This is a genomic window from Variovorax sp. Soil_C_26 (assembly GCF_057657075.1).
In genome coordinates this window covers 87,109-105,449 of record NZ_JBDGJC010000004.1, presented here as the reverse complement: position 1 = coordinate 105,449, position 18,341 = coordinate 87,109, and the positions used below count along the sequence as shown (strand labels likewise).

General features: G+C 72.6%; 5 protein-coding genes. All 5 read left to right on the top strand.

Annotation, left to right across the window (positions count from 1 at the left end):
* Positions 1-176: 176 nt before the first annotated feature.
* Positions 177-1,862: an InlB B-repeat-containing protein gene (locus tag AC3A6G_RS13205; RefSeq protein ID WP_487873841.1), complete on the top strand. Its 1,686-nt coding sequence runs from the start codon at positions 177-179 to the stop codon at positions 1,860-1,862.
* Positions 1,863-2,048: 186 nt separating this feature from the next.
* Entirely contained in the window at positions 2,049-2,720 is a 672-nt protein-coding gene (locus tag AC3A6G_RS13200; protein ID WP_487873840.1) for a TonB family protein, read from the top strand.
* 27 nt (positions 2,721-2,747) lie between these two features.
* Positions 2,748-3,308 carry an RNA polymerase sigma factor gene (locus tag AC3A6G_RS13195; RefSeq protein ID WP_487860463.1) on the top strand — a complete coding sequence of 187 codons (561 nt, stop codon included), beginning with the start codon at positions 2,748-2,750 and terminating at the stop codon, positions 3,306-3,308.
* 34 nt (positions 3,309-3,342) lie between these two features.
* A complete protein-coding gene (locus AC3A6G_RS13190) occupies positions 3,343-4,332 on the top strand; it encodes a FecR family protein (RefSeq protein WP_487873839.1) in 990 nt (329 codons plus the stop codon).
* Positions 4,333-4,483: 151 nt separating this feature from the next.
* Entirely contained in the window at positions 4,484-18,235 is a 13,752-nt protein-coding gene (locus AC3A6G_RS13185; protein WP_487873838.1) for a filamentous haemagglutinin family protein, read from the top strand.
* Positions 18,236-18,341 lie beyond the last annotated feature (106 nt).

Sequence of the window (18,341 nt, the reverse complement as noted above, 5' to 3'; positions counted from 1 at the left end):
CAGCGGCAACGACCGGCGGCGCGCGGACGGGGGTGAATTGCTCTGGCAGAGGTCATGCCGGAAGCCTATCGGGACACCTTGCGCCGGCCCATAGCACCTTCGGGCATGTGCCCCAAGGTGCTATGGGCCGCACACGGAGCCGTCTCTACGATCCGGCCTTTGAGGAGAACACGGACATGACGAAGACGAGCAGTTGCGGACGGTGGATGGTGTGGGGAGGAGCGCTGGCCCTGTTGGCCGCCTGTGGCGGTGGCGGAGGATCGGGCGGCGGCGCGCTGCCGCCCTTCGGCATCCTCCCGCCCGCACCCCCGCCGGTGGCGGTGGCCCATCGCCTGGAGGTCGACATCACCGGCAACGGCCGCGTCGGATCGCAGCCCGCGGGCATCGACTGCACCGATCGCTGCAGTGCGGATTTCAGCGCAGGTACCGAGGTCGTGCTTGCAGCCACGCCGGCCGCGGGACAGGTACTCGGCAATTGGGGTGGCGCGTGCAGCGGCAACGCCAGCACCTGCATCGTGCGGATGGACGCAGCGCTCGGTGTGACGGCCGCCTTCGTGGCCGCGCCGCCGGCGATCGGCTGGGGCGATGCGTCGGCGCTGTCGGCCGGCGGCGCCAGCCTGCCGAAAACCGCGATCGACGCCCAAGGGCGTGCGCTGGTCGTGTGGCGCCAGGTCGAAGGCAGCCCCCAGGAAGATCGCCTGTGGGGCAGCCGCTACCTGCCCGGGAGCGGCTGGACCGCGCCGCAGCGCCTCGAGGCCAACGCCGGCAGCGTGCGCGACATCCGCATCGCCATCGACAAGCCCAGTGGCCGCGCCGTCGTGCTGTGGACCCAACTGAGCTCCGTGACGGGCTACGACCTGTGGGCGCTACCGGTCGACCCTGCGGGCGGCTGGGGCAGCCCCGCTCTGCTGGAGACCGGCACCGGCATCGTCGGCAACGCCAGCGTGGGCATCGACGCCAGCGGCAACGCCGTCGCCGTGTGGTCGCAGATCGGGCCGGCCACGCGCTTCAGCATCTATGCCAACCGCTACACCTGGGCCGGTGGCTGGGGCACCGCCGCACTCATCGAGACCAACGAGGTCGTCGGCAGCGTGGATGGCGACCCGGCGGTCGTGGTCGCGGGGTCGGGCGAATCGGTTGCGGTGTGGAAGCGCTCAAACGGCGGCAGCGCCTCGCTCTGGACCAACCGCGCCAATGCGAACGGCACCTGGGCCACCTCGATCGAACTCGTGCCGGACACCGGCACCGCGCACTCCATCGGCGCCCACGACCTGGCGGTCGACGCCACCGGCAGCGCGCTGCTCGCCTGGGGCCAGGCCGACCTGCCCGGCGGCAGCAACCAGTGGGAGAGCGCCGTGTGGTTCAAGCGCTTCTCGGCAGGCGCGTGGCAGAGCGGCACCGCACGGGTGGGTGCACCGTTCGTCGCCACGCAAGCGTTGTTGAGCACGCCCGTGCTGCGCATGAACGCGGCCGGCTCGGCGGTCGTGAGCTGGGGCCGGCTGGACAACGCGCTCATGGCTGCGACGGCGGCACCAGGGGGCGCTTTTGGCGCGGACCATGTCGTGCGGGCGGCCGCTTCACCGGCGCTGGCGAGCTTGCCTGCACTGGGCCTGGACGACGCGACCAACGCGCTGGTGGCGTGGGCGCAGGCCAATGGTGCTGGGACCAGCGACCTCCATGCGGCCCGATACACGCTGGCAGATGGCTGGGGCATGCCGGTGCTTCAGGAAAGCACCGACGAAGTGGCTGCCACGCCCGACCTGGCGATGAATGAGCTGGGGAATGCGGTTCTGGCGTGGCAGCAATTCGAGCCGGCGAGCGGGACGCGCATTCTGGTACGGCAGTACGGTTCCGGCCGATAAGCCTTGCGGTCCTGCGCGTCTTCAACGCCTGGCCTGCCGGCCAGCCGCGCCCCACGCGCGCCCCCATGCAAACCAAACGTCACATTCCAGTCACGCACCCCAGATACCCTCGCGCCCTAAATGACACGTACTTCCGCATCGGGCAGTGCCCTGACACTGTCCTGGTGCCTCGTTATGGCGCTGGTGGTGAGTGCAGGTCTCGCCGCCGCACAGGCCGCCTCGGCCGGTGGCATGGTCATGCGGTTCGACCTGCCGGCCCAGCCGCTCGAGATTTCTCTCTCCGTCTTCGGCCGCGTCACGGGCCACTCGGTACTCGTGGCGAGCAGCGTCACGGCCGGCCGCGAGGCTGCCGCGGTGCATGGCGACTTCACGCCGCGCGAGGCGCTGCAGCAGTTGCTGGCCGGCACCGGCCTGGTGGCGCGCTATTCGGGCGCCGACGCGTTCACGCTCGTGCCCATCGCGCCGCGCGACGAGGGGGAAGTCGCGCAAGGCCTGACACCTGAAAGTGAGAGTGCAGCGTCAACCACCGAAGCCGCCCGCGCGCAGGCCGGCTATGCGGGGGTGCTGCAGGCTTCGGTCACGCGCGTGCTCTGCATCGCGCAGCCCGACGCTTTCGGCCGCTACCGCCTTGGCCTTCAGTTGTGGATCGACGCGACGGGCGCGGTGAGCGACGCGCGCGTGCTGCAGGGCAGCGGCCTGGCGCCGCGCGACGCAGCGGTGCTCGCGAGCCTGCGCGCGATGGCGCTCGATGCACCGCCGCCGCCGGGCCTGGCGCAACCCCTGACGATCCTGCTGACGCCGCGCGCCGACCCCGCGCGCGACTGTCGTCTCTACGAGCGCGCCGCGCGAGCGCGCTGAAGAAATAGCAGCAAGGCCCCCGCGACCATGCCCGATTCGATCAAGGCAGCGCTGCGCGCGCTGTTCCTCTCGCGCTATGCGCAGTTCAGAAAGCACCTGCAGATCCGGCTCGGCTCCGAAGACCTGGCCAATGACGCGCTGCAAGAGGCCTACCTGCGCGTGGAGACCAGCAACGTGCGCACGGCGGTGCGCTATCCCTCGGCCTACCTGTTCCGCATCGCGCTCAACGTGGCGGAAGACCAGCGCAAGCGCAATTCACGGTTGCTGAGCGTCGGCGAGGTCGATGCGCTGCACGACATGGTCGACGAGATGGCCGACCCCGCGCGCGGCGCCGAGGCGCGCAACGAGCTCGAGGCGCTGGAGCGCGCGCTGGCCGAGCTGCCGCGGCGTCGCCGCGCGATCGTGCTGGCCGCGCGCGTGGACGAGATGCCGCACAAGGACATCGCGGCGCGCTACGGCGTGTCGGCGCGCACGGTCGAGAAGGAATTGCGCGCCGGGCTGGCGCATTGCTGCGAGCGATTGGGAAGAGATTTCATCCAGCGCTTCGGTCCCGGCGCGGGAAAACAGTCTAAGCGTGATGGCAGCTGAACGACCCAAAGAATCATCCGCGGAGACCGACCCCATGAACGCCACGCACCTTCAACGCGAAGCGCAGGCCTGGGTCGTGCGGCTGGGCTCGCACCAGGTGACGGACGAGGACGCACAAGCCTTTCGCCGCTGGTGCGCGCAGAGCCGCGCGCATGCCAACGCCTTCGTTCAGGCGCGCGAGGTCTGGCAGGCCATGGCGCCGGCAGCGCTGCGCGTGCGCCGGCACGAACAGCAGCAACAACAACGCAGCAAGGCCGATGCGCGCATGCCCGTCGCGGGACGGCGGGCGCTGCTCGGGGGCGCGGTCGCGGCGTCGGTCGCGTACCTTGCGGTCTCGCCACCGCTCGGGCTGTGGGCGCCGGCCACCGAATGGGGCGCCGACTACCGCACCGGCACCGGCGAGCAGCGCGAGGTGGCCATGGGCGGCGGCACGGTGCTGCAGCTGAACACGCAGACGCGCGTCAACGTGCAGCGCGCCGGCAGCGGCACGGGCGAGGGCGGCGATCTCATCGAGCTGCTGGCCGGCGAGGCCGAGGTGCTGGCCGGCGCCTCGGGCGCGGCGCGCGTCACCGTGGCGGCCGCACAGGGCAGGGTGTCGGCGCTGCGCGCGCGCTTCAACATCCGCCACCTCGACGGCGAGGTCTGCGTCACCTGCCTGGCGGGCCAGGTCGAGGTGGCGCGCGGCACGCAGCAGGTGCGCCTCGGCGAAGGGCGGCAGCTGCGCTACGGCGCCGCCGGCCTGGGCAGGCCCGCGCCGGTGGACACGGCGCCCGTCAGCGCATGGCGGCGCAGGCAGCTGGTATTCAACGAGGTGCCGCTCGCCGAGGTGGTGGCCGAAGTCAACCGCTACCGGCGCGGCCGGCTCGTGCTCACGAGCGAAGCGCTGGGCCGCAGCCGGGTGCAGGCGAGCTTCTCGATCGACCGGCTCGACGACGTGGCGTTCCTCGTGCGCGACGTGTATGGCGCCGAGCTCACGCAGCTGCCGGGCGGCATCGTGCTGCTGGGCCTGCCTGCGAACGCGTGAGCGCCGCGTGCATGAAGATTTCGTGACATGGTGCAGTCGCGCCCGGGTGCCGCTGTCATAGATCGGTAGACCACGGGCCGGCCGATTTCCGGGTGCGCTTCGTGGCAGCGATCGAACAGCAGCAATGAAACACGAACCCCTGGAAGTCCGCATGCAACGCAGCAGCAGCACCCGCAGCACGGTGGCCCGTCGCTCGCGCACGAATCCGTCGTCCCTCGCCTTGCCCTTTGCCTTCGTTCCGAAGGCCCGGCTCACTCCCATGGTCCACGCGATCGCGCTGATGCTGGCCGCGGGCGCGGCGGCTTCCTTCGATGCCCAGGCGCAGCAGGCCTTCAGCGGCGCCTGGATGGCGCAGAAGAACATGGCGCAGAGCGCCGCCATCGCCACCGGCCGCCTGCCCAACGGCATGCCGGCCTCCATGCTCACCAGCCCGCAGGCGCAGCAGCAGCGCGCCAACGAGCAGCTGCAGCGTTCCATCGGCAACCTCAACCTCACGGCGCGCACCATCGCGGCGCAGCAGGCCGCACAGGAAGCCGCCCGCCGCGCGGCGCTCGCGGCCGGCGGCGGCGTGCCCGACGGCATGGCCGAAGGCGGACTGCGCGTCGACACGAACAGCCTCACGGCCGGCTGGGCCAACGCGAATGCACCGGTGCAGACGCAGGAGGGCGGGCGCACGCAGGTCACCGTCACGCAGACCGGCGAGCGCGCGGTGCTGAACTGGGAAAGCTTCAACGTCGGGCGCAACACCACGCTCCGGTTCGAGCAGCAGCCGAGCTGGGCCGTGCTCAACCGCGTGAACGATCCGCAGGCACGGCCGTCGCAGATCCAGGGGCAGATCCAGGCCGACGGCACGGTGATGGTGGTCAACCGCAACGGCATCGTGTTCAGCGGCAGCAGCCAGGTGAACACGCGCAACCTGCTGGCCTCGGCCGTGGGCATGACCGACGCGCAGTTCCAGCGCGGCATCTACAGCCAGGCGCTGGGCACGGGCCATGTGCCCACGCTCGCCAACGACCTCGTGGTCACTCCCACTGACTCGTCCCACGGCGCGGCCACGGCCGACGTGGTGGTGGAGGCGGGCGCGCGCATCGAGACGCGCAAGCCGCAGTCGGTCACCGAGGGTGGCGGCTACGTGCTGCTGGCCGGCCGCGAGGTGCACAACCGCGGCGCCATCGTCACGCCGGCCGGGCAGGCCACGCTGGCGGCCGGCGACAGCTTCGTGATCCGCAAGGGGCTGGGCACCGACGGCAACCTGCAATCGAGCACGCGCGGCAACGAGGTGACCCCGGCGCGCGTCGAGGGCAGCGCGGCCGGCCGGGTGTCGAACAGCGGGCTGATCCAGGCGCTCACGGGCGACATCACGCTGACCGGCCACAGCGTCGAGCAGGCCGGCGTGCTGGTGTCGAGCACCAGCGTCAACACGCGCGGCACGCTGCACCTGAACGCGGCCGGCGATGCCGACGCGCGCGTCACGCTCGCGCCGGGCAGCGTCAGCGCGGTGCTGCTCGACGACAGCAACGCGACGGCGCTCGACGTGCAGCGCGACACGCTGCTGAAGGAGTCGGCCATCCTTTCGGACGGCGCCTACAACCGGCGCGACCAGTCGCTGGTGCAGATCGCCTCCAGCGGCGACGTGGCCTTCGAGGCCGACTCGATGACGCTCGCCACCGGCGGCCAGGTCAACGTGACCGCGGCGCGCCGCGTGCAGCTGGCCGAGCGCGCGGCGATCGACGTGGCGGGTGCGGTGGGCGTGCGCGTGGCCATGGCGTCGAACAATGTCGAGGTCAACGTGCAGGGCAACGAGCAGCGCGACGCGCCCGGCAACCGCGATAGCAAGAACCTCAACAACGCCAACCTCTGGATCGACCGCCGCTACCTGGTGCGCGTGCCGGCCGGCACCCAGGGCCATGCGACCGACCGCTGGTACACCGGCGGCGGGTTGCTCGAGGTGAGCGGCTACCTCAACACCGACGGCCACGGCATCGGCGAATGGGCCGCCTCGGGCGGCACCGTGGCCTTCGGCGGCGGCGAGCTGGTGACGCGCACGGGCTCGGCCATCAACGTCTCGGGCGGCTCGCTCGACGTGCAGACCGGCATGCTCAAGCAGAGCTGGCTCAAGGGCCGTGACGGCCGGCTCTACAACCTGTCGAGTGCGCCGGGCGACATGCTCTACGACGGCGTGTACCGCGGCTTCGAGAGCCCGCATGAACGCTGGGGCAAGAACACCACCGATTTCTTCTACAACCCGTTGATCGCGCCGCGCGAGCGGCTCGAGAACGGCTACACCGTGGGCCGCGACGCGGGCCGCGTGATCGTCGGCACGCGCTCGGCGGTGCTCGAAGGCCACATCGAGGCCACGGCTTTCCAGGGCGAGCGGCAGCGCAATGCGCCCGACGCGGGGCTCGACGGCTACCGGCAGTCGCAGAACGCGGCGCCACGCGCGGGCCAGCTCGTCATCGGCCGGCTGCAGCCGGCGGTCGATGCCGCCACCGGCGCGCTGCGCGACAGCCCGCAGGCGATGGCCGAGCGCATCGACATCGGCGCGGTGCAGCGCATCGCGCAGGACCTGCAGCTCGACGACGCGCTGCCCGCCGAGCTCGACGGCAAGATCGGCATCGAGGCGGGCTGGCTCAGCGACCTGCGCCTGGGCGGTTTCAAGGCTTATGCCACAGGCGGCATAAGCGTCGACGCCGACGTGACGGTGGCGCCCGGCGGCAGCATTGCGCTGCATGCCACGCAGGTCGACGTGAATGCCGACCTGACGGCACGCGGCGGCAGCATTGCGCTCGGCAACATGGTCGGCCGGCTGCAGACCGGCAGCACCACCAACTGGATCGACCAGCCGATCGCCGCGGCGCCGCCCGAAGGCTACACGGCAGGCGTCACGCTGGCCGGCGGCACCAAGCTCGACACGCGCGGCCTGTGGACCAACCTGCGCACCGAGCCGGCCGACATCGGCGGCCTGCCCTACGTGAACGGCGGCAGCGTTTCGATCGCCAGCACCGGCGACCTGCGGCTGCATGCCGGCTCGGTGATCGACACCTCGTCGGGCGCCGCGCTGATGGCCAACGGTGCGCTGCAGGGCGGACGCGGCGGCGACATCACGCTGCGCTCGAACCAGTACGACAGCACCGGCCGCGGCGCGGGCGCGCTGCTGCTGGACGGCACGCTGCGCGGCCACGGCGTCAAGGGCGGCGGCACGCTGACGATCGACACCGGCATCGGCGTGGCCATCGGTGGCGGCGTGCTCGCGCATGCGGGCCGGCTCACGGCGGGCGAGGCGGTGCCGGTGCACCTCACGCTGGCCGAGGCCTTCACCGTTCCCGCGGGCACCGCGCTGCCCACGGACTTCAGCTACATCGCCAACACCGTGGCGCCGGGCGAGGCCCTGAAGGTGGCGCCGATGTTCACCGCCACGCGCAGCTACACGCTGCCGGCCGCCTGGGTGGTGCCGGCCGCGACCGTGGCCTGGGAATACGTCTACGTCCACGGCAAGAACGGCAGTCTCTACCCGAGCGGCAGCACCGTGCCGGCGGGCACCGAGCTGGTCAACATCAGCGGCACGATGGCGCCGGGCTACGTGGTGCCCGCCGATGTCTTTCCGAACGGCATGCCCGTGGCCGACTACACCGCCACCGTAGCAGCGGGCACGCCGTTCCCGCGCGACGTGGTGCTCGGCGAGGGCGCACTGCTGCTGGCCGGCAACCGTCTGCCGGCCGACGTGGCGGTCAAGCCGCTGCTGGTGCTCGACGACGACCTGTTCCGCAGCGGCTTTTCGCGTTACGCGGTCAGCGCGCAGCAGGGCGTGCAGGTGGCCGCCGGCGCACGCGTCGATGTGGCCATGCCCGTGCTGCGTGCCGACCCGGCAGCGGCCCTGGCCACGGCCACCGGCGCCGATCCATCGGCCGTGCTGCAGCCGTGGCTGCCGCCGCTGTGGCAGGAAGATCCGCTCGCCGGCGTGCTCACGCAGCGCGCGGGCGCCGACCTGGCGCTCGGCGCGGGTTCGGTCTACAGCCAGGCGCCGCTGGTGGTGGGCCGCGGCGCCACGATCTCTGTCGATCCGGGCCGTTCGCTCACGCTCACGGGCAATGCGCAGATCACCATCGACGGCACGCTGAATGCCTGGGGCGGCCGCATCGGCGTGCTGCCGGGCGGCTTCGGCATCGGCAACGACGCAGACCGGCCGTCGGGCACGGCCAATGCCACCTCGATCTGGATCGGCGGCGACGCGGTGCTCGACGCCGCGGGACGCGCGACGACGGCCATCGATGCGCGCGGGCGCAGCTACGGCCAAGTGGGCGAGGGCGGGCGCATCGAGATCGGCGCGGCCCATGTCGACGGCGCACGCGAGGTCGATGCGGCCGACGCCTTCGTGGTGCTGCGGCCCGGTGCGCGGCTCGATGCCTCGGGCGCGGCCGCACGGCTCGACGTGCCGGGCTACGGCGTGCGCGAGGTGGCCACCGACGGCGGCGTGATCGCGCTAAGCTCGTACCGCGGGCTGTTCCTCGACGGCGACATGCGCGCCGCGGCGGGCGGCGCGGGCGCGGCCGGCGGCACGCTGGCGCTGAACCTCGAAACACCGAACTACGGCCCGGTCGGCCGGCAGGACCTGAAGGGCATCAACGTCGAGGACGCGGTGCGCGTGCCGCGCGAACTGGTGCTGGCGCAGGTGCAGGGCGACAGCGGTCTCTCGGGCGAACTCGCACCCGGCGAGCGCGAGGCCGCGCTGGCCTTCGGCCGCGCACGCATCGGCGTGGACCGCATTGCCGCGGGCGGCTTCGACAATCTCTCGCTGCTGGCCAACGGCCTCGTGAGCTTCGACGGCAGCGTCGACCTGCGCCTGGGCCAGAGCCTGCACCTTGCGGCCAGTGCCATCGGCCTGGCCGAAGGCAGCGCCGCCGATGCGCAGGTGCGCCTGGCCGCGCCCTCGATCCGGCTCGCGGGCAGCACGCGCGGCCAGGAAGAGGGCGAGATCATGCCGAACCCGGTGCGCGGCTCGCACAACAGCGGCGCCGGTGCCGGCGCGCTCGGCCTGCCGCTGGTGGCCGAAGACTCGGGCCTGGCGCTCGATGCGCATCTGATCGACATCGTCGGCCAGTTCAACGTCGGCGCGCGCGGCAGCATCGTGCAGAACGCGGGCGATCCGCTCGCGGTCGAGCGCCTGGCCTTCGACCAGATCGTGATGCGCACGCGCGGCGACCTGCGGCTGTCGCAGGCGGCGGCGTTCTACACGCCCGGCAGCTTGCGGCTCGCGGCCTCGCAAATCTATCCCGCCATGAACGACAGCGGCAGCTTCGTGGTGGGCGAGCGCGGTGCCTTCAACGAGTTCGGCACGCTGGGGCGCGAGTTCGACCCCGCACGCAGCCTCGACATCGAACGCATCGACCCCGCGGCCGCGCTGCCGGCGCAGCCGTACTCGGTGTTCGGCCGGCTGAGCTTTGCCGCGGCCACCATCAACCAGGGCGGCGTGGTGCGCGCGCCACTGGGCGAGATCGTGCTCGGCGCGGTCGGGGTGCCGGTGCTCTCGGGTGCAGTCAACCTGCTGCCCGGCAGCGTCACCTCGGTCAGCGCCAACGGCCTCACCATGCCTTACGGCGGCACGCTCGATGGGCTGAGCTACCTGCACGACGGCAAGGACGTCGAGTGGAAGGGCGTGGGCAACGACCCGTCGGTCACGCTGGCCGCGCACGCGGTGGACGTGCAGCAAGGCGCGGTGCTCGACCTGCGCGGCGGCGGCGAGCTCACGGGCGCGGCGTTCCTCGCGGGGCGCGGCGGCTCGACCGACGCGCGCCTGAATCCGCTGGTGCAGACCAGCGCGCGCGGCAGCTTCACGCTGCCGGGCCTGGCCACCAACCCGGTGTACGCCATCGTGCCCGGCGCGCAGGCAGGCTACGCGCCGCTGGTCAACGAGCACGGCGCCGGCGACCCGGCGCTGGGCCGCCAGATCACCATCGGCGCGGGCGTGCCGGGCCTGCCCGCCGGCACCTACACGCTGCTGCCGTCGACCTTCGCCCTGCTGCCCGGCGCTTTCCGCGTCGAGCTCAACGGCCTCGCGGCCAACCTGCCGCCTGCGGGCGTGACGGTGCCGATGCGCAACGGCTCCTACGCGGCCGCCGCGCAAATGGGCACGGCGCACACCGCGCTGCGCGATGCGCTGCCCACGCAGGTGTTCCTCACGCCGGCCGACACGCTGCGCAGCTATTCGCAATACAACGAGACCAGCTACGCCGCCTTTGCCATCGCAATGGCCGAGCGCAACGGCGTGCCGCGCACGGTGCTGGAGCGCGACGCGAAGATGCTGCGCTTCGACCTGGTCGCGCCCAGCCGCGCCGGCGCGATCGGGACCATCGGCGACGTGCCCGCGCTGCGCTTCGCCGGCCAGGCCGACTATGCCCCGGCCGCGGGCGGTTTCGGCGGCAGTGCGCTGCTGGTCGGCGGCTATGGGCAGAGCTACGAAGTGCTGGCCGACGGCGCCGCACCCACGCCCGACTTCGCGGGCGTCTCGGTGCATGCCGGCGCGCTCAACGCGATCGGTGCGCCGCGCCTGGGCATCGGCGCGCTGCCGAGCGTCTCTTACATCGACCACACCGGCAGCTCGCAGCGCGCCAACATCGCGCGCTTTCTCACCGGCGCCAGCAGCATCGTGCTGCGCGAGGGTGCAGTGCTGCGTGCCGGCGAGGTCTACCTCGTCACCAACACCAAGACCGGCGGCATCGTCGTCGAGCAGGGCGCGGGCATCAACACGCTGGGCCGCGGCCGTGCGGCCTGGGATTCGCGCGACGGCTTCGTCTATGCGCCGGGCACGGTCAGCGTGCTGGCGGTGTCCAATGGCTGGCTCGACCTGCTGGCGCCGGAATTCAGCACCTCGCCCGACGCGGGCGCGGGGCGCATCGACATCGGCGTCTGCGCCACCGGCTCGCTCTGCCACGGCACGACGCAGCTCTATTCCGAGGGCACGCTGGCCGCTTCCACCGACCAGAGCTTCGAACTGCGCGAAGGCGCGCGCTACGGCACGCGCAACCTCGTGCTGTCGGTGGGCGGCATCAACGTTGGCAGCGACGCCGCACTGGCCGCTGCGGCCGCGCGCAACGCACTGCCGCCGGGCCTCACGCTGAACCAGGACATCCTCGACCGGCTGCTGCGCGGCGACACCGCGAACGGCGCGCCCGCGCTCGAGAACCTGGTGCTCACCGCGCGCGACGCGGTCAACTTCCACGATTCGATCACGCTCTCGACCATCGACCCCGCGACCGGCCGCTCGTCGCTCGAGCGGCTGGTGCTCGGCGCGCCGGCGCTCTACGGCGCGGGCGGTGCCGATGCGGTGGCGCGCATCCACACCGGCATCCTGGTGTGGAACGGCGCCGCCACGCCGCCGGGCCTGGTGGCCGCGGGCGGCGCGGGCACAGGCAGCGGCCGGTTGCAGATCGACGCCAACCAGATCGAGTTCGGCTACGGCCCCAACAGCCGGCCCGACACCCTCCACGGCGTGGACCGCCTGGTGCTCGGCTTCAAGGACGTGGTGTTCAATGCCAGCGAGCGCGTCACGGCCAACCACACGGGCTCGCTCTCGGTGTACCAGTCGCAAGGCGCCTGGGACGATGCCTCGAAGGGATACGCGTTCAGCGGCGGCAACCTGCGCATAGAGACGCCGCTGCTCACCGGCCAGGCCGGCTCGGTGAACAGGATCAAGGCGGGCAGCGACATCGTGCTCGCCGCGCCGGGCGGCATGGCGGCACCCGCGCTCGCAGGGCAGGCGCTCGCCGAGGCGCTCGGCGCGGAGATCGGCCTCGCCGCCGGTGGTCGCCTCACGCTCGACAGCCGCATCGCGCTGCCGAGCGGCAAGCTCACGGCCTCGGCCGGGGGTGACCTGCGCCTCGAAGACGGCGCGCAGCTCGACCTGGCGGGCCGCCGGATCGACTTCTTCGACGTGCCCAAGTACAGCTGGGGCGGCGACGCGATCCTCGAAAGCCACGGCGGCGACGTGCGCCAGGCGGCGGGCTCGCGCATCGACCTTTCGGCCGAGCACAACCGCGCGGGCAAGCTCACGGTGCTGGCACTGAGCGAAGGCGCGGGCACGGTCGCGCTCGACGGCGCCATCGCCGGTGCGAGCAGCGGCGTGTACGACGCGGGCGGCACGCGCGTGCCCTACGCAGCCGGCGGCGCCGACATCCGCGGCCAGCACATCGACGACTTCGCGGGCCTGAACCGGCGCCTCACCGAAGGCGGTGTCGTCGGCCGCCGCAGCTTCCAGCTCAAGCAGGGCGACCTGGTGCTGGGCGACGAACTCAAGGCGCGCGAGATCAGCGTCTCGGTCGACGGTGGCCGGCTGGCCGTCGACGGCACGGTGGACGCGAGCGGTGCGCAGGCGGGCAGCATCCGCCTGGCCGCGCGCGACGGCGTCACGCTCGGCGCCGCGGCGGTGCTCGACGCGCACAGCCGCGTGCTGCGCCTGGACAGCTACGGCCAGGTGATCGAGGCGCCCAACCGCGCCGTGATCGAGATCGATGCCGGCAGCGGCCGGCTCGTGCTCGCGAGCGGCGCGCGCATGGATGTGCGCGCGGGCACCGACGGCGCGGCGCTGTCGTTGGGCACGGTCGAACTCAGTGCCCAGCGGCTGGGCGGCGCGCGCGGCAACGACATCGCGATCGACGCGGGCGGCACGCTGCAGATCGACGGCGCACGCGCCGTCACCGTGAACGGTTTCTGGACCTACAAGGACGCCGCGCCCGGCACCGATGCCGCGGCCGACGGCCGGCCCTACCAGGTGGTGAACCAGGCCTACCTCGACGCCAAGCATGCCGACAGCCAGGCCTTCATGACCAACGTGCTCGCCAACGGCGGCCTCATGAACGCACGGCTAGCAGGCCTGCGTGCCTACGGCGACGCCTTCCACCTGCGCCCCGGCGTCGCGATCGCGAGCGCCACGCCCGACGGCGATCTGCACATCGACGGCGACATCGACCTGTCGGGCCACCGCTATGCCAGCGTGAACCCGCACACGCCGCAGACCGGCGTGCACGGCTCCGGCGAATCGGGCGCGCTGGTGCTGCGCGCGGGCGGCAACCTCAACGTGTACGGCAGCATCACCGACGGCTTCGACACCTCGGTGCTGCAGCCGACGCCGAGCGACCGCGGCTGGGTGCTCATCAAGGGCCGCGTGCCCTGGGGCGGCGACCTGGTGGTGCCGCGCGGCGGCATGGCCGAGCTGGCCGAGGGCACCTTCTTCCAGCCGGGCCGCACGCTCAACTACGCCTTGCCGATGCAGGCCATGAGCCTGCGCGCCGGCACCGTGCTGGCCACGACCGCCACGCTGGCCGAAGACTTCGTGCTGCCCGCGGGCACGGTGCTCGGCGGCGCGGTGCGCGATGCGGCGGGCAACGTGCTGCATGCGGCCGGCACCGTGCTGGCCACGGCCGTGACGCTGCAAAGCGGCATGAAGCTCGACGCCGGCAATCGCCTGCCCGGCGGCGCGCGCGTCGCGGCCATGACCTGGCCGGCCGGCGTGCCGCTGCCGTTCCCCATCGGTGCCGTCAACGACACGCCGAGCCCCGACTACAACGGCGACGGCGTGCCCGACGCGCCGGCCAACGGCGTGATCCTGGCCGGCTCGCTGAAGCTCGCCAAGGGCGCCGTGGTGCCCGCCGAGACCTTGGTGCTGCTGCCGGACGGCGTCGACTTCGTCAACCTGCGCCCGGCCGATGCCGCCGGCGACCAGGGCCGCAACCTGGCGATCGCGCCGATGCTGGCCGAAGGCTCGCAGTCGTGGTCGATGCGGCTCGTGGCCGGTGCCGACACCGGCGCGGCCGACACGCGCGCGCTGCGTGCGCGCCAAGCGAACGGCCAGCTGCTGCTGGCCGACACGCACTACGGCATGGGCAGCGGCCTCACGCTGCAGCTGCCGACGCCGGGCGTGCCGGGGCAGTTCTATTGGATGGGTGACTCGCTCAACCAGATCGGCTATGCGCCGGGCACCCTCATCAACCTCGACGAATGGGGCGGCGAAGAGGCGGTGCTCGCGATCAACGACTGGGGCCTGGGCAACCTCGTGACCTGGGCGCCCGAGGGCGAGCAGCCGAAGACCGTGCCGCTGCCGGCCACGCAGCAGCTCTTCAGCGTGCTGCGCACCGGTACCGGCGACCTCGACCTGCTCGCGGGCGGCGACTTCACGATGAACTCGCCGTATGGCGTGTACACCGCCGGCACGCAGGCCCGCGGCGTGGGCGCGGCCTACAACCTGCCGCGCGCCACGGTGGGCGGCACCGTGCTCGGTGCCGACGGCGCGGCGTACGAACCCTTCGTCGACGGCGGCACGCAAAGCCTCTACCGCGCCTGGTATCCGGAGCACGGCGGCAATGTACTGGTGCGCGCTCAGGGCGACGTGCGCGGCGACCTGATCGGCCGGCCGGGCAGCCAGACGCGCCCCGACGCCATCGGCGTCATCCGCCCGATGGGCGCGAGCGCCGACGTGGGCAACTGGCTCTGGCGCCAGGGCACCGGCAGCACGGTGGCCGGCAGCGAAGGCGTGCCCACCGCATGGTGGATCAACTTCGGCAGCTACGTGCCCGGCCCGAGCACCGCCTACGACCTGTTCGGCACCGTGCCGTTCATGACGGGCTTCACCGGCATCGGCACGCTCGGCGGCGGCAACCTCGTGCTCGAGGCCGGCGGCGACGCGGGCATGCTGAGCCGGCGCATGGACCTGCTCGGCACGTTCGTCGCGCGCAGCACCGGCCTCAACCTGGTGGTGGGCGGCAGCGGACGCGTCTCGGCCGATGGCCAACAGCTCACGCTCACCGGTGGCGGCGATCTCGACGTGCGCATCGGCGGCGGCCTCAATCCGGTGGCCGAGCTGCGTTCGTTCCCGAACGGCGCCGACATCACGCCCCAGACGACCTGGCGGGGCGCACGCCCCGACCTCAACAGCACCTTCGTCAACCTGCGCGGCGCGCTGCGCATGCAGGCCGGATCGGTGGGCGGCCTCGAGCTGCGCTTCGACCGCGCCGACCCCGAGGAATCGCGCGCCTACGAGGTCTATACCGCCACCTCGTCGATCGCGGGCGGCGGACCGATGCTGGTGCCCGGCGATGCCGCGGTGCAGATCGACGCGCGCGGCGACCTGGTGCTGGGCGGCGTGGCCGACGCCGGCCGCGTGGCGCAATTCAACAACGGCACGCCATTCGTGGGCGAAGGCGAGCAGCGCCCGGGCGACGGCTACAGCTGGTTCTCGTTGTGGACGCCGGCCAGCGGCATCGACCTGTTCAGTGCCGGCGGCAACCTCGCGCCGTCGAGCGCCATCGCCGGCTACCGTACCCGCAGCGACGCGCAGCCGACCGACGGCCGCTTCGTCGTGCCGTCGATGTTCCGCGCGGTTGCGGCGAGCGGCAGCCTCTACTACGGCAACGCGATCACCGGCGCCATGGACGGCAGCAACAAGCCGGTGCAGCCGGGCACCGGCGTGGTGCTGGCACCGCCGCCGGCGGGGCCGCAGTTCACCGGCACGGGCACGGGCGGCTTCGAGCTCATGGCGGGCGATTCGATCTATGCCGGCGGCTACAGCTTCACAGCGTCGGGCGCCGACCCTACCGCGCTGCCGACCCCGTTCAATCCGGGCTTCAGCGGCAGCCTCGAGCAGGTCTGGTTCGGCATGCGCAAACTCAGCAACGTGAGCCCCGATGCGCTCGCGCCGTCGGTGTTCCTCTCGCCCTTCCGGCCAGGCGAAGACAACCAGGTCTATCCGCTCTTCAGCCTCGCGCCGTCGGGCGCGTCGGGCTACAGCGTGCCCGGCCGGCAGCCGGCGCGCTTCTACGCGCTCGAAGGCGATTTGATCGGCGTGCGCACGGGCGCCATCGTCTACCGCGGCCGCGGCGCCAGCGGCGGCTCGGCCGGCGAGGAGCCGACCTGGTACGAAGGCGGCGGCCCGGTCGCGCTGCGCGCGGGGCGCGACGTCGTCAACGCGGGCACCGGCCTGGGCGAGTACGAAGAGGTTCCGGTCGGCGCGCTCGGCTGGACCACGCAGGTCAACCGCGCCGATGCCGGCGCACCGCTGAAGCCGATCGCGGTCGAATTCGGCAGCGCGCGCGGCAACCTGATCGTGCACAACGACCCCGACGACGTGTCGGTGGTGTCGGCCGGGCGCGACGTGCGCCACAGCAGCTTCTACGTCGCCGGCCCCGGCCTGCTCGAAGTGACGGCCGGGCGCGACGTGTACCTGGCCGACAAGGGCGAGCTCAAGAGCATCGGTGCCGTCGTGAACGGCGCGCCTGGCGAGCGCAGCAGCGGCGCGGGCATCGCGGTGGCCGCGGGCGTGGGCGCGAGGGGGCTCGACTTCTCGGCCTTCGCCGCGCGCTACCTCGACGCAGCCAACCTGGCCGAAACGGGCCGGCCGCTGGCCGACCAGCCCGGCAAGGCCGTGGCGGTGTACGGCGGGCGCCTCACGCTCGCGCAATGGCTGCAGGCGGAGTTCGGCTACGGCGGCGACGAAGCCGGTGCGGCGGCCTACCTTGCCGGCAAGCAGGCCGAGATCGACCGCGCACGCGCAGGCGCTTCGGGCAACGCCGCGCCGGCGCGCGACCTGCAGCGCGAGTACGGCCAGCGCAGCCAGCTGCACCTGGTCAACTGGCTCGAGGAGCGCTTCGGCGATGGCAAGCGCAACGGCCTGGGACTGCGCTTCGACGCCGCGACGATGGACGCGCGCGGCTTCTTCGCCGCGCTGCCGGCCGAGCAGCAGCGCGCCTTCCTGCGCCCGGTGTACTACGCCGAGCTCAAGGCCGCCGGCCGCGAGTACAACGCCGCGGGCGGCCCGCGCGAGGGCAGCTACCTGCGCGGGCGCGAAGCCATCGCCACACTGTTCCCCACGCACGACGCCGAAGGCAAGGCCATCGACTACCAGGGCGACCTGACGATGTTCAGCAGCGCGCGCTACTTCGAGGACACGGTGACCGCGATCCCGACCACACGGCCGAAGCCCGGCGTGAATTACCTCACCGAGGCCGAATGGATCGCGCTCGGCCGCCCCTCCTACGACGTGCCGCACTACGAGGTGCAGGACGCCGGCATCCACACCGACTTCGGCGGCGACATCCGTGTGATGGTGCCCGGCGGGCGCACGCTGGTGGGCGTGGACGGCGGCTTCGTGCCGGGCGAAGGCTCGGGCGTGCTCACACAGGGCACGGGCGACATCGAGATCTTCTCGAACGGCAGCATCCTGCTGGGCCAGAGCCGCGTCTTCACCACCTTCGGCGGCAACATCCTCGCGTGGTCGGCGGGCGGCGACATCAACGCGGGCCGCGGTTCCAAGTCGACCGTGGTCTACACGCCCCAGCGGCGCGTGTACGACGACCTGGGCGGCGTGACGCTGTCGCCGAACACGCCCAACACCGGCGCGGGCATCGCCACGCTGAACCCGGTGCCCGAGGTGCCGCCGGGCGACATCGACCTGATCGCGCCGCTGGGCACCATCGACGCCGGCGAGGCGGGCATCCGCGTCTCGGGCAACGTGAACCTGGCGGCGCTGCGCGTGGTGAACGCCGAGAACATCCAGGTGCAGGGCGAGTCCACCGGCATTCCGGTGGTGGCCGCGGTGAACGTGGGCGCACTCTCCAACGCCAGCGCCGCGGCCTCGCAGGCCGCCACCGCCGCGCAGGAGGCGGTGCAGCGCGACCGCACCGCGCAGCGCCAGGCGCTGCCGTCGGTGTTCACCGTGCGCGTGCTGGGCTTCGGCGGCCAAGTCGGCGAGGGCGGCGCGGGGGAGGGCGGTGGCAGCAGCAGCAACACGCCGCCCGCACGCGATGCGCGCGCGAGCTACGACCCCGAGGGCGTGGTGCAGGTGCTCGGCGCCGGCACGCTCACGGCCGCGCAGAAGCAGGCGCTGACGCCGGGCGAGCGCGGCGGGCTCGTGCGCTGAGGAAGTGGGTCAGGGGCGGTGGACTGAAGGGATGGGGCGGGTGTCGCGGTGCACCGGGGAGCGCGGTCGGTCGCCGCGGCAGAATGCGACTGCCGGCTGCACGCGA

Coding starts and splice junctions, on each gene's coding strand:
- AC3A6G_RS13205 (WP_487873841.1), top strand. CDS start 177: ATGACGAAGACGAGCAGTTGCGGACGGTGGATGGTGTGGGGAGGAGCG.
- AC3A6G_RS13190 (WP_487873839.1), top strand. CDS start 3,343: ATGAACGCCACGCACCTTCAACGCGAAGCGCAGGCCTGGGTCGTGCGG.
- AC3A6G_RS13185 (WP_487873838.1), top strand. CDS start 4,484: ATGCAACGCAGCAGCAGCACCCGCAGCACGGTGGCCCGTCGCTCGCGC.
- AC3A6G_RS13195 (WP_487860463.1), top strand. CDS start 2,748: ATGCCCGATTCGATCAAGGCAGCGCTGCGCGCGCTGTTCCTCTCGCGC.